General features: G+C 35.9%; 11 protein-coding genes. 6 read left to right on the forward strand and 5 right to left on the reverse strand.

The annotated features are described in order from the left end of the window. Positions 1-29: 29 nt before the first annotated feature. On the reverse strand, positions 30-671 hold the full coding sequence (locus FW780_RS08225) for a hypothetical protein (protein WP_149833146.1): 642 nt from the start codon (positions 669-671) through the stop codon (positions 30-32). 131 nt (positions 672-802) lie between these two features. Between FW780_RS08225 and FW780_RS08230 the strand changes: the two genes are divergently transcribed. Beyond that, the gene (locus tag FW780_RS08230) at positions 803-1,768 is read left to right on the forward strand and encodes a YpdA family putative bacillithiol disulfide reductase (RefSeq protein WP_149833147.1); all 966 of its coding nucleotides are present in this window, start codon (positions 803-805) and stop codon (positions 1,766-1,768) included. Between the two features lie 96 nt (positions 1,769-1,864). Here FW780_RS08230 and FW780_RS08235 read toward each other — a convergent pair whose 3' ends face one another. Continuing rightward, positions 1,865-3,046: an MFS transporter gene (locus FW780_RS08235; protein ID WP_149833835.1), complete on the reverse strand. Its 1,182-nt coding sequence runs from the start codon at positions 3,044-3,046 to the stop codon at positions 1,865-1,867. Between the two features lie 303 nt (positions 3,047-3,349). Here FW780_RS08235 and FW780_RS08240 point away from each other — a divergent pair, with 303 nt between their 5' ends. Both FW780_RS08240 and FW780_RS08245 read left to right on the forward strand, forming a co-directional pair. After that, on the forward strand, positions 3,350-4,228 hold the full coding sequence (locus tag FW780_RS08240; RefSeq protein ID WP_149833148.1) for an AraC family transcriptional regulator: 879 nt from the start codon (positions 3,350-3,352) through the stop codon (positions 4,226-4,228). An 89-nt stretch (positions 4,229-4,317) separates the two neighbouring features. Next, positions 4,318-6,258 (forward strand): oleate hydratase, encoded by a 1,941-nt coding sequence (locus FW780_RS08245; RefSeq protein ID WP_149833149.1) that lies wholly within the window; start codon positions 4,318-4,320, stop codon positions 6,256-6,258. A gap of 89 nt (positions 6,259-6,347) precedes the next feature. Here FW780_RS08245 and FW780_RS08250 read toward each other — a convergent pair whose 3' ends face one another. Next, positions 6,348-8,018 (reverse strand): glutamine--tRNA ligase/YqeY domain fusion protein, encoded by a 1,671-nt coding sequence (locus tag FW780_RS08250; RefSeq protein WP_149833150.1) that lies wholly within the window; start codon positions 8,016-8,018, stop codon positions 6,348-6,350. Between the two features lie 154 nt (positions 8,019-8,172). Between FW780_RS08250 and FW780_RS08255 the strand changes: the two genes are divergently transcribed. Beyond that, positions 8,173-9,303, forward strand: coding sequence for an alpha/beta hydrolase (locus tag FW780_RS08255; protein ID WP_149833151.1), 1,131 nt, complete (start codon positions 8,173-8,175; stop codon positions 9,301-9,303). A 430-nt stretch (positions 9,304-9,733) separates the two neighbouring features. Further along, a complete protein-coding gene (locus tag FW780_RS22360) occupies positions 9,734-9,901 on the forward strand; it encodes a bacteriocin-like protein (protein ID WP_167510662.1) in 168 nt (55 codons plus the stop codon). Positions 9,902-9,910: 9 nt separating this feature from the next. Here FW780_RS22360 and menC read toward each other — a convergent pair whose 3' ends face one another. Together menC and fbp are read right to left on the reverse strand one after the other, a co-directional pair. After that, positions 9,911-10,921 carry an o-succinylbenzoate synthase gene (gene menC, locus FW780_RS08260; protein ID WP_149833152.1) on the reverse strand — a complete coding sequence of 337 codons (1,011 nt, stop codon included), beginning with the start codon at positions 10,919-10,921 and terminating at the stop codon, positions 9,911-9,913. Then, positions 10,922-11,938 (reverse strand): class 1 fructose-bisphosphatase, encoded by a 1,017-nt coding sequence (fbp, locus tag FW780_RS08265; RefSeq protein WP_047434129.1) that lies wholly within the window; start codon positions 11,936-11,938, stop codon positions 10,922-10,924. A 324-nt stretch (positions 11,939-12,262) separates the two neighbouring features. On the opposite strand from fbp, the gene FW780_RS08270 reads away from it, so the two are divergent. Continuing rightward, complete coding sequence (locus FW780_RS08270) at positions 12,263-13,501, forward strand: aspartate kinase (RefSeq protein WP_149833153.1); 1,239 nt, start codon at positions 12,263-12,265, stop codon at positions 13,499-13,501. The last annotated feature ends 13 nt before the right edge of the window (positions 13,502-13,514 follow it).

Raw genomic sequence — 13,514 nt, forward strand, 5'->3', positions numbered from 1 at the left:
GTTTCCGGCCCCGATTCTTTTTATAACTTCTAAATCGTCCATTGGTCATTTACCACGGCAATCAGATAATATTTTCCCTGAAATTCTTCAAATACAAAACGGAGTGTTTTCCAATCCATTTCGCCATTTTTTTCAGTTCCTTTGATATAGTTTTCGGTGAAATCATCTTTGGAGTAAATTTCCTTTAAATTATTCAGAGAATTACCTCCGCCGATGAATTTATTCAGTGAATATTGTGATGCTGTAAAATCTTTTGAAAAGACCCATTTACCAAGATAATCATTAACCGTTGCTTTATAAGGATCTCCTGAGCCGTCATGCGCTCCCCATGTGAATAATGTTTTGGTAGGCTGATATTTTTCAAACTCTGCTTTAGAAAAATGTTTGTCTCCTTTTATATCCACAAAAGCATACATTGAAAAACGGATTCCTTTTTCAGGGTGGATCAAGGCAGCGAAACTGGTATAGTCTTTATTTTTCAGAGCCTTCAAAACCTCATCATTGGTCTGTTTCAAAACAGCTTCTTTATTAGCAATATTCTGAACAGTGCCTGCACTGTCAGTTTTATTTTGAGCTATAGAATCAATCACATTGGGAACAGGTTTTCCTGCCTCTTTTTTACAGGCAACAACCAAAACCAAAACAACCAATGGAATAAGTAATTTTTTCATATTTAAAATTTTGCAATTGGTAAAAAACACCAAAACTGATGCCAAGCGATAAATAATTTAAAGAGATAAAGACTATGAGAGTTGCCGGGCTACAGCTTCTCATTTTAAAAATTACATCGTACATTTGTTAGATGGAAATGTTGGATATTCTCATTATCGGAGCGGGGCCAATAGGTTTGAACTGTGCCCTCGAAGCTCAAAAAAACAATCTTAGTCATTTAATCATAGAAAAAGGAACCATTGTCAACTCTCTGTACAATTATCCTTTATATATGCGTTTTTTCTCCACTGCAGAAAAACTGGAAATTGATGAAATTCCCTTTATTTCGACAGCTCCCAAACCGGGAAGGCAGGAAGCTCTGGAATACTATCAGGGAATTGCGCGACAAAAAAAGCTTAACATCAATCTGTATGAAAAAGTATTGAACGTTTCTAAGAGCAACGAACGGTTTGAGATAAAAACAACCAAAGCAAATTATCTGGCCAAAAATGTAGTGATTGCTACCGGATTCTATGACATTCCTAATCTTATGAATATTCCCGGTGAAAATCTTCCAAAAGTAAAGCATTATTACACTGAACCTTATCCTTACGCAAAACAGAAAATCGTAGTGGTGGGATCAAGTAATTCTGCGGTAGATGCAGCTCTTGAAACCTATAGAAAAGGGGCTGAAGTAACGATGATTATTCGTCATTCCGAGATTTCCAAAAGTGTAAAATACTGGGTAAAACCGGATATAGAAAACAGAATTGCAGAAGGCAGCATTAAGGCTCATTTTAATGCTGAAATGATTGAAATAAAAGACAATACGGTTACTTTTAAAGACGAAAACGGAGACATTCACGAAATTGACAATGATTTTGTGCTGGCCATGACAGGTTATCTTCCTGATTTTGATTTTCTGAGAAATTCAGGTATTGAACTCAACGGTGACTGTCTGAACCCGTTTTATAATCTTGAAACGATGGAAACCAATATTCCCAATCTCTATCTTGCAGGAGTAGTATGTGGTGGAAAAGATACTCATCTCTGGTTCATTGAAAACTCAAGAATTCATGCCAATATGATTATCAATACTATTCTTTCCAGATCTTAATTGGATGAATACATTGATATGAAAAGGCGGATAATTCTCAATGTTAGAATTATCCGCCTTTTCAGTTTATTACTATCAATCAGAGTTTTATTGTCTCTATATCAATTTATCTTCAACTTTATTCTTATCCTTAAGCATCCATGGAATGATAAAGTAAAACCCGATGGCAATAGCTACAGCCAGCACACCAGTTCCAATCCATAATGTGTTAAAGCCTAATTTTTCAGCAATAAGTGTTCCTATATAAGGTGTAATGATGAATGCTATAGAAAATGACATCCCGTTCAATCCCATGTAAGCACCTTTATTATTCTCTCCTGAACGTAATGCCGTAATGGTTGACATGAAAGGAAGTGTCCATATTTCTCCCACACAAAGTAATGTCATAGACAGCACAAGGGTAATCATACTATAATCGAAAGCCAGCATTGCATAAGAAACTCCACACAGGAAGGTCCCGATAAGCATGGTAAAAGCTAATGTAAAATACTTCTCAGCAATCTGTACCAGTCCCATTTCAAGCAATACAATCAGAAAACCGCTGTATCCAAGAATATACCCGATATTTTGCTGACTCATATGGGCAGTATCTTTATAAAATATGGTCAATGTACTGAACAACTGGAAGAAACATATGGAGAATAGCATACAGAATACACAGTAAATCAAAAATTTTCCATCTTTGTATGGAGAACTTTCTTTCTTAATAACAATTGCTTCTTTTACTTTTTTCGCCTGTTGCTTGGCTAATTTTGCACGGTCTTTAAAGAACCATATATACATCAACCCTGCCAGCAAAGCAGCCAGTGCATTACTGAAAAACAGAAATTCATAAGAAATAGCAGATAAAATACCTCCCAATGCCGGACCGATAGAAAACCCAAGATTGACGGCCATTCTGTTCAGTGAAAAGGCACGGGTAATATTTTCAGGCTTTGCATATTTGGTAATTGCTACTGAGTTTGCCGGACGAAAAGTTTCACTTACAATACTTTGAGCCAGAATAATCCCTGCCAATCCTGCTTCTGTTATAAAAAGCGGTATTAAACAAAATAAAGGAACACTGAGAAGTAAACTCAGGCTCTGTACCCTATATTCACCAATTTTATCTGTGATCATTCCTCCCAGCCACGAACCAATGACCGAACCTATTCCAAAAAAGCTCAGTACGATTCCTGAATTTTCAATACTAAAATGTAAATGATTCGTCATATAAACTCCCAGAAACGGAAGTACCATAGAACCAGCTCTGTTGATGAGCATTACCAACGCCAGCATCCAACTCTCCTGCGAGAGTCCTTTAAAAGAACTCGTATATACGTTAATTAGTCTCACAATAATATTTTGGGGAAATTTGAAAGTGCAAAATTAGATAAAAATAACCCAAAAGCCCTTGTTTAGCCCATTTTTTTATCAATAACATTGATAAGAACATACAATTAACTGTATCCTGAAAAAAACGGATTTTTTTAATACATAATCTCCAAAAACTTTTATAAAAACCGTAAATTGCAGTAACAATAGGGGTTTTTAGACTAAAATTACTTAAAAACACAATAAAAATTTAACCAATACGCAAGAATGGTAACCTACGAGAATTTACATGATACGCTATCTTTTTACAGTATTGACTGTCGGCAATCTTATTATATTTCTTCCGGAAAACCTATTTTTGAGTTTCCTAAAGCTCCTTTCAGGATGGATTATTATGCTCTGTGTATCTGTACTGCAGGAGAAATCAATATTGAGATAGACCGTCAGAAATATAAAGTAGATGCACACAGTTTTCTTATGGCTGCTCCTTCTACCATCGTAAAATTTGGAAAAACCAGTGATGATTTTACCATGAAACTGCTTTTCTTTGATAAGAATTTTCTGATTAAAAATATTTCCAATCCTTTCATCATTGAAAAAATGAATCTTTTCTCCAAAGGGTCTTACAGTATTGTGAAAACTACTTCAAAAAATTCTTCGTTGCTACAAAATCTCCTGGATTATCTTGAAAAAAAATCGAGGAAGCAGGGTAAATTTACAGAAGAAATCATCCGGACCATTATTTTTAATCTGCTGCTTGAAACTGCTGAGATTATGGAACAGGAGAATTCTTTAACTCCGGGAAAGGAGGATGGAAAAAAAGATCTTTATCTGAAATTCAGCAAACTTATCAGGGAAAATATCAGGCAGCAGCGAACGGTTCAGTTTTATGCAGACCAGCTGCATGTTTCTAATAAATATCTCATAGAAATTATTAAAAAATCAAGTGGTAAAACACCTCATGAGGTTATTGATGAAACCCTGCTGAAAGAAGCTTACGTCATGCTTGGGAATTCTGATATTACGATTTCAGAGATTGCATTTGAACTTCAATTTAATTCGGCTTCTGCATTTGGACGTTTTTTCAAAAAACATACTACTCTCTCTCCCTCAGAATACAGAATTAAAGAAAATATTCAGTCATAAGAATTTGGGGATAATAATTCTGAACTTGGGGATATATATCGCTTTGGGAATAGAGGTACCTTTATACTGTTAATTAAAAACAATACAAAATGAGTACGATCAATTCAAAATTCGATAACGTTTTAAATGCCTCTGACCAGTTTGGAAAAGTAAATCACGAACCGGATTCAAGTAAAGAAGTTCAGATTAACACTCCTGAAAAAACAATGCCTTTTTCCGACCAGATCGGAAACTATCAACGCAATAAAGGAATCCCTTTACAATCTTACGAAAATAGTAAAATCTATATTGTAGGAAGCGGAATTGCCGGTATGTCGGCAGCTTACTATTTTATCCGTGACGGACGTGTTCCCGGCAAAAACATTATTTTCCTAGATCAGCTGAATGTTGAAGGCGGATCTCTGGATGGCGCCGGTAATGCCAAAGACGGCTATATCATCCGCGGAGGAAGGGAAATGGATATGACCTATGAAAATTTATGGGATATGTTCCAGGATATTCCTGCTTTGGAACTACCTGCTCCTTACAGTGTACTGGATGAATACCGTCTTATCAATGACAACGACCCTAATTATTCTAAAGCAAGATTAATTCACAACCAAGGGCAGATCAAGGATTTCAGCAAATTCGGACTTGAGAAAAAAGATCAGCTGGCAATCGTAAAACTGCTGTTGAAGAAAAAAGAGGAACTTGATGATCTTACGATTGAAGATTATTTTGCAGAATCCTTCCTGAACAGTAATTTCTGGTTCTTCTGGCGTTCTATGTTTGCCTTTGAAAACTGGCACAGCTTACTGGAACTGAAACTGTATATGCACAGATTCCTCCATGCTATTGACGGAATGAAAGACTTTTCATGTCTTGTATTCCCTAAATACAACCAATATGACACCTATGTAACTCCACTGAAAAACTTCCTGGTTGAAAAAGGAGTACAGATCCAGTTTAATACTCTGGTAAAAGATCTTGACATCCATATTAATACAGAAGGTAAAACTGTAGAAGGGATTATCACCGAACAAAACGGAGAGGAAGTAAGAATACCGATCGGTAAAGATGATTACGTGATTGTGACCACCGGATCTATGACAGAAAGTACTTTCTACGGAGACAACAATACCGTTCCTGAAGTTACAATAGACAACAGCAGTGCCGGACAAAGTGCAGGATGGAAACTTTGGAAAAATCTTGCCGCGAAATCTGAAGTATTCGGGAAACCTGAAAAATTCTGCAGCCATATTGAAAAGTCTTCATGGGAATCTGCAACTTTAACGTGCCTCCCTTCCGCATTTACGGAAAAACTGAAAGAACTGTGTGTGAATGATCCTTATTCCGGAAGAACCGCTACAGGAGGTATCATTACGATTACAGATTCCAATTGGGTAATGAGTTTCACCTGCAACAGACAACCTCACTTCCCTACCCAGCCGGATGATATTCTTGTAGTTTGGGTATATGCTTTGTTAATGGATAAAGAAGGTAATTATATCAAAAAAACAATGCCTCAATGTACCGGAAATGAGATTCTTGCCGAACTATGTTATCACTTGGGAATGACAGACCAGCTGGATAATGTTATAGAGAATACAATTGTACGTACTGCGTTTATGCCTTATATCACTTCTATGTTTATGCCAAGAGCGCAGGGAGACCGTCCAAGAGTCGTTCCTGAAGGATGTACCAATTTAGGTCTTGTAGGACAGTTTGTAGAAACCAATAATGATGTTGTATTTACGATGGAAAGTTCTGTGAGAACAGCAAGAATCGCCGTTTACAACCTATTAAATCTCAATAAACAGGTTCCGGACATCAATCCGTTACAGTATGATATCCGACATTTGTTAAAAGCTACTCAGGCTTTGAATGACTACAAACCTTTCTTAGGAGAAGGTATTATAAGAAAAATACTGAAAGGAACTTATTTTGAACATATTCTGGTAAACCGTCCTGAAGAAAAAGAAGAACATGAATCTTTCATCATGGAACAGGTAGGCAGATTCCAGGAATGGGTAAAAGGGGTTAAGGGTTAATATCTTAGCACATTTTTACTACTTAGCACAATAAAAAAGCAGGACTTAGATTAAGTCCTGCTCTTTTTATTATTTATTCCTTAAAGTTATTAAGGTTTAAAAGAATCTTTCAGTGTTACTGTACGGTTAAATACCATCGTTTCATCTGTAGAATCCTGATCTTTTGTAAAGTATCCAATTCTCTGGAACTGAAGAGGCTCACCCACAGCGACATCTTTCAGGCTTGGCTCAACAAAACCTTTCACGATAGCCATAGATTCAGGGTTGATGAAGTTTAGGAAATCAACATCTTTCTCTGCATCAGGCTGTTCTACTGTAAACAGTTGATTGTAGATTCTTACATCTACAGGAATGGCATGTTTCGCAGATACCCAGTGTAGAGTTCCTTTTACTTTTCTTAAACTTTCTTCTGTTCCGCTTCCGGATTTGCTCTTCTCATCGTAAGTAGCATAGATGGTAGTGATCTCTCCATTCTCATCTTTCTCTACTCTTTCAGCTTTGATGATGTAAGCTGATTTCAAACGAACTTCTCCGCCTAATTTCAGTCTGAAGAATTTATTATTCGCTTCTTCTTTGAAGTCTTCACGCTCAATGTATAACTCTCTTGAGAAAGGAACTTCTCTTGTCCCTGCATTTTCCTGTTCAGGATTATTTTCAGTCTCTAACCACTCTTCTTTGTCCTCAGGATAGTTTTCGATCACTAATTTTACAGGATCTACAACCGCCATCACACGTTTTGCAACCTTATTCAGATCTTCACGTACACAGAAGTCCAGTAATTGGATTTCGATAAGGTTTTCTCTTTTCGCAACCCCTACTTTATCAATAAAGTTTCTGATGGAAGTTGGAGTAAATCCTTTTCTTCTCATTCCTGAAATAGTAGGCATTCTAGGATCGTCCCATCCGGTTACTACACCTTCAGCCACTAATCTCTGAAGCTTTCTTTTGGAAGTAATCATGTAGGAAACATTCATCCTTGCAAATTCTCTCTGCTTGTTTTTAACTCTTCCTTCTTCGTAAACCTGATCTAAATACCAGTTGTATAAAGGTCTGTGATTTTCAAACTCTAAAGAACAAAGTGAGTGTGAAATTTGTTCAATATAATCAGATTCACCATGAGCCCAGTCGTACATCGGATAGATTTTCCATGCAGTACCTGTTCTGTGGTGAGGTTTGTTCAAAATTCTGTACATCACAGGGTCACGCATATTCATATTTGGCGAAACCATGTCAATTTTTGCACGAAGAGACATTGAACCACTTTCAAATTCTCCGTTTTTCATCCTTTCAAAAAGATCCAAAGACTCTTCTACCGGACGGTTTCTGAATGGAGATTCAATTCCTGGTTCTGCAGGATTTTTTCTTTGCTCAGTAATCACTTCAGACGGTTGCTCATCTACATAAGCTTTTCCTTCTTTAATTAACTGAACTGCCCAATCGTAAAGCTGCTGGAAGTAATCGGATGCGTACAAAACTTTATCCCATTTGAAACCTAACCATTCAACGTCTTTCATAATAGAATCTACGAATTCCTGCTCTTCTTTCTCAGGGTTCGTATCGTCGAAACGAAGGTTTACGGGAGCGTTGTATTTTTCACCCAGACCAAAGTTGATGCAGATCGCTTTTGTGTGCCCTACATGCAGATAACCATTCGGTTCAGGTGGAAAACGGAAACGGATCTGATCTTGTTTCAAACCGTTTGCCATATCATCTTCTATAATTTGCTCAATAAAATTGAGTGATTTTTTTTCTTCTTCCATTAAAGTAGCTTTTATTTTTTAGCAAAAAAAGTTTCACAAAGTTACGGAAAAATAAGCTTTTGTAAAAATGATAATTTAAAAGCCTTATTGATTGTAATTCAATATTTTTCATTAACTTCGGGATAACTAAAACCATTTTAACCAATTAACCATCATGGCTGTTTATATCTTAAGCAACCGGAAAATAATCCGGCATAAAGGCGAAAGAGTGGACTCTTTTTCCAATGATGAATACTCAATTCCCAATTTCAGGATTGCCAAATGTGATTTTGATAACTACAAAGAACCTACCGCTCAAGCCAAAAAGAAAAAAGACTATACCAACAGGAATATCTTAAACTACAAGCTTTTCTCTGAACCCGAAAAACAGGGATATGAAGATGTTTTAGACGTTCTGCTAAGTGAGAAAGGGATTAAAAAGTCTTCCCTTACAGCCAATAATCTCGGCGGAACTCAAAGAATGTTCTATGAACTGTACAAAAACATGTCTTCTACCAAAGACCGAAGCGATGTACTGATATTCATTCATGGTTATCTGTATGATTTTGATGATGAATTAAAGGCTATTCTCGATCTTAAGAAAATATTCATTGATAATCCGGCATCTCCCGTAGAGCATATTTTATTCGTAAGCTGGCCGGCCTCAGGAAGCATTATTCCGTTGAGCTATTTTGATGATAAGGCTTCCAGTATCAATTCCGGAACCTCTCTGATGAGGTTGTTTTATTTCTACACTCAGTTTTTAAAAGATATCTTTTCCAACCGGGATCTTGCCCCCTGTAATCAAAGAATTCACATAATGGCTCATTCTTTGGGAAACAGAGTACTTCAAAGTATGCTGTACAGCCTTAAAAGAGAGAATATACTCCGTGTTATTGATCAGGTTTTACTGTTGAATGCAGATGTCAGTTACAAAGTATTTGAAGATTCTGAAGATTCCTATAATAAACTTCCATTACTGGCCAACCGGATCTCTATTTATCTGAACAGACAGGACGCCGTTTTGGGAATTTCTCAGTTTACAAAAAATATTCTGACACCACGACTTGGTAAAAATGGACCAAGTGATATCAGCCATTACAAAGACATTGTTTCTGTTATCGACTGTACATTTGTTAAAGATGATCTTCTGAACAGCTTTAAATATGAAGTGGGAAACCATTGGGGATACCTCTCCAGTTCACAGGTACAGTCAGATATTTTCCAGAATTTATACGGAGTAGACAGAAATCTTATCACCAACCGATCTAAGGATAACGAGAACATTTTCACAATTATTTCTTAACAAATAGTTTAAATAATTCTTAAAAAATGAACACTACGTTAAAATTAGTTCAGGTTTATAGTATGGCATAAATATTGCTAATTCAAACTATAGGGAATTATAATTTTTTTAATTATGGGACATATTAAAAAACAGTTTTCTTATATATTAAACTATATTAAGAAGGCCATCTTCGTAAAAGATGTCATTTAACTGAATAACAACCTCTAAATCAACAAAGTATCCGAACCAAAAATTACTCACCCTTATAAAACAGAACCGAAAAAACAAAAATTATTCCTCTTCATCTGATGTAGGAACACATTTTTATATTTAAAATTTATTGAAAAATTTCTTTAATATTGTTAAATATTGCCAAATAATTCCCCACTTGTTGTATAATTGAAAAAAGTTTTCGACATTTACTTACCAATCAAATAAAATTAATAACATGAAAAATCTTAAGAAAATCAAAAGAGGAGAATTAAAAACGATCAAAGGAGGAAGACCACCTCTTGGATGCAACAGTTGGAATCCGGCAGCAATGTGCTGCAGATCATGGGCTCCTGATTATTGTGGTCAGACTACATGTCCGGATTCACCTCCACCATTATGCTAATTAACTTTTCTAAATTTTATTTTTGAACCACAGCAGCTCATTTCTGAGTTCCAGATCGGATTCAAAATTATTTACAAATAAAGCTCCAGTGCCTAAACCTTGAGGCATTGGATTTTTTTTGGTAAAGGTATACTGAGCAATGGCATTCAAGCCGATATTACTTTCTAAAGCTGAAGTGATCCACCAACCTATATTCTGATTTTCTGCGAGGGAAATCCATTCATCCGAACCGGAAAAACCTCCCACCAATGCAGGCTTCAGAATGATATATTGTGGTTGTATTTTTTCTAAAAGTTTTTTCTTCTCTTCAGGATCAATAATTCCGATAAGTTCTTCGTCTAATGCAATAGGGGTAGGTGTTTTAGCACATAATTCCGCCATATCTTCCCAGTTCCCAGCTTTGATAGGCTGCTCAATAGAGTGAATATGGAGATCTGCAAGCTGCTGCAAAACTGTAACCGCTTCATCTTTACTGAACCCTCCGTTGGCATCCACACGAAGCTCCAACTGATCTTTAGAGAATTTTTCTCTTAATTTCTGAAGAATAATATGTTCTGATTTCCAATCGACCCCGATTTTTAATTTAATACAATGAAATCCTTTTTCAAGTTTCTCCTGAATCTGTTCTTCCATGTACTCTGCATCGCCCATCCATATCAGACCGTTGATGGTAATGGCAGATTTTCCATCCGTAAATTCACTTGGAAAATACAGGCTATCTCCATATTTCAGGTTCTGAACAGCCTGTTCATATCCAAACCAGATGGATGGAAATTCTTTCAGTTCTTCTTTCAAAAAAGAGGTGTCGTGATTAATATTTTCACAAAGCCATTTCAGTTTTTCTTCATAATCGGGTCGGTCGTCAAAACTCAGTCCTCTGAAAATGGCACATTCCCCTACTCCTTTTCTTCCGTCTTCCGAAATAGTGAGAATAAAGGTCTCCTTATCAAGCAAAACGCCGCGAGATGTTCCACTCGGGCGTTTGAATTGTAATGAATATTTTAAATAAGTTGCTTCCATTTATTTTACGCTGTCAATACGCATAAATTCCTCAGCTTTTTCTACCATTTCTATACTTCCGCAGAAGAAAGGAATTCTCTGGTGAAGTTCTGTAGGTTCTATTTCCAGAATTCTTCTGAATCCGTCTGTTGCTTTTGCTCCAGCTTGTTCAGCAAGGAAAGCCATTGGATTACATTCGTATAATAATCTTAGTTTACCATTTGGAGCCTGCGAATAAGAAGGATAGATATAAATTCCTCCTTTCAGCATATTTCTGTGGAAATCTGCTACCAGAGACCCGATATATCTTGAGGTATAAGGACGGTCTCCTTCTTCCATCTGGCAATATTTAAGGTAATTTTTTACTCCCTGAGGAAATTTGATATAGTTTCCTTCGTTGATAGAATAGATTTTACCTGTTTTTGGGAAAGTCATGTTAGGATGAGAAAGATAATACGTTCCTAATGAAGGATCCAATGTAAATCCGTTTACTCCATTTCCTGTGGTATAAACAATCATTGTAGAAGATCCGTAAATAACATATCCTGCTGCAATCTGATTGATTCCTTTCTGTAAAAAGTCTTCCAGCTGTACAGGAGTTCCGGGTTCAGTAACTCTTCTGTAGATAGAGAAAATAGTTCCTACGGAAACATTTACGTCAATATTCGAGGATCCGTCTAAAGGATCTATCAATACTACATATTTACTTAAATGTCCGTTTTCCCCGCACTTAATATCAATAAAGTCATCATTTTCTTCAGACGCAATACCACAAACAACCTCTCTTTGAGACAAAGCCGTAATAAAAATTTCATTAGCAATTACATCCAGTTTCTGCTGTTCTTCTCCCTGAATATTCTGGTTTCCGGCAGCTCCTGTTATATCTACAATTCCTGCTTTATTTACTTCTCTGTTTACCACTTTCGAAGCCAATCTTATTGCGCTCAGAAGACGAGAAAATTCACCTGTAGAATATTGAAAATCGTCCTGTTTATCTATAAGAAATTCTCCTAAAGTCTGTAATGGTTGATTTGACATATTTTTCTTTTTACGTTTTCCCCAAATTTCGGAAAATTTATTGCATTAAGAAAATTTAATTACAAAAGAGGTTACCAACTGTATTTCAATACAATACAAACGAAATTTTGCGTAACACTAAGCAACTATTGAAAATTATGTCTCCAAATTTGCTATATCAGACAAACGAAAAATTCAAATTATTTCATTAATTGTTGATTTTAAGGAAATCTTAATTCCATCTCCGTGCCTGCCTATTTCATATCTCGTTGTAAATTTATAATTTTGACGTCCGTAAAAAACTCATGTAATTTTTTATCTAACAATTTTATTTTTAACAATTTAATGAAAATTTTCAAGTTTGGTGGAGCATCTGTAAAAGATGCCGAAAGTGTGAAAAATGTGTCTATGGTTCTAAAAAGCCAGGGATTTGCCAAATGTTTGCTGGTGATATCAGCAATGGGCAAAACGACAAACGAGTTGGAAAAAGTTGTAGAACTTTATTTCAAAAAGGATAACTATCAAACTGAGATTGAAAAGATAAAACGAAAACACATTGAGATTGCGGAAGGTCTTTTTCCTGAAAATCATGCGGTTTTTGCAGAAATCAATCTCTTTTTTGATGATATTGATTCTTTTTTAAGAAGAAATAAATCTCCCAACTACAACTTTGTTTACGATCAGGTGGTAAGCTGCGGAGAAATGATTTCAACCAAAATCGTGAGTGAATACCTGAACGAGATTCAATTTACCAATCAATGGCTGGATGCCAGAGATTATGTGAAAACGGATAATTCATACAGAGAAGGTACAGTAGACTGGGTGAGAACTGAAGAATTTATTTCCAATCTGAATCCTGAGATCTGCTATGTTACTCAGGGATTCATTGGTTCTGACGAAAACAATTTTACGGTAACGTTAGGAAGAGAAGGTTCAGATTACTCTGCTGCTATTTTTGCTTATTGCTTAAATGCCGAAGCAATGACGATCTGGAAAGATGTACCGGGAGTAATGACCGGAGATCCACGAAAGTTCAAAGATGTTTCTCTTCTTTCCAATATCTCTTATGAAGAAGCAATTGAGATGGCTTATTACGGAGCAAGCGTTATTCACCCGAAAACGTTGCAGCCACTACAGCAAAAAAGCATTCCTTTTTATGTAAAATCTTTCGTAGATCCTACTAAAGAAGGAACAAAAGTAGGTGCTTCTGACAAAAACCAACAGGAAGAATCTTATATTTTAAAAGAAAACCAGGATCTTCTGAAAATATCAACAAGAGATTTCTCTTTTATCGCTGAAGACCATATGAGCTTAATTTTTGGATATTTATCTAAATACAAGATCAAGGTTTCTTTAATGCAGAATTCTGCTATCTCCCTGGCATTGTGCCTTGAAGATAAATTTAATCATATAGATGAGCTTAACCAGGAGCTTCAAAAAATTTTTAAAACCGAAGCAATTAAAAATGTATCTTTATTCACAGTAAGAAATGCGAAGATGGATCACATTGATAAATTTTACCATGAAAAAAATGTATTATTGGAACAAATTTCCAAGAATACTCTTCAAATGGTAACACAATAATATTAATTGCGAC

This window comes from Chryseobacterium sediminis (assembly GCF_008386505.1).
GTDB lineage: Bacteria > Bacteroidota > Bacteroidia > Flavobacteriales > Weeksellaceae > Chryseobacterium > Chryseobacterium sediminis.

Coding starts and splice junctions, on each gene's coding strand:
- FW780_RS08225 (WP_149833146.1), bottom strand. CDS start 671: ATGAAAAAATTACTTATTCCATTGGTTGTTTTGGTTTTGGTTGTTGCC.
- FW780_RS08230 (WP_149833147.1), top strand. CDS start 803: ATGGAAATGTTGGATATTCTCATTATCGGAGCGGGGCCAATAGGTTTG.
- FW780_RS08235 (WP_149833835.1), bottom strand. CDS start 3,046: ATGCTGGCGTTGGTAATGCTCATCAACAGAGCTGGTTCTATGGTACTT.
- FW780_RS08240 (WP_149833148.1), top strand. CDS start 3,350: ATGGTAACCTACGAGAATTTACATGATACGCTATCTTTTTACAGTATT.
- FW780_RS08245 (WP_149833149.1), top strand. CDS start 4,318: ATGAGTACGATCAATTCAAAATTCGATAACGTTTTAAATGCCTCTGAC.
- FW780_RS08250 (WP_149833150.1), bottom strand. CDS start 8,018: ATGGAAGAAGAAAAAAAATCACTCAATTTTATTGAGCAAATTATAGAA.
- FW780_RS08255 (WP_149833151.1), top strand. CDS start 8,173: ATGGCTGTTTATATCTTAAGCAACCGGAAAATAATCCGGCATAAAGGC.
- FW780_RS22360 (WP_167510662.1), top strand. CDS start 9,734: ATGAAAAATCTTAAGAAAATCAAAAGAGGAGAATTAAAAACGATCAAA.
- menC (WP_149833152.1), bottom strand. CDS start 10,921: ATGGAAGCAACTTATTTAAAATATTCATTACAATTCAAACGCCCGAGT.
- fbp (WP_047434129.1), bottom strand. CDS start 11,938: ATGTCAAATCAACCATTACAGACTTTAGGAGAATTTCTTATAGATAAA.
- FW780_RS08270 (WP_149833153.1), top strand. CDS start 12,263: ATGAAAATTTTCAAGTTTGGTGGAGCATCTGTAAAAGATGCCGAAAGT.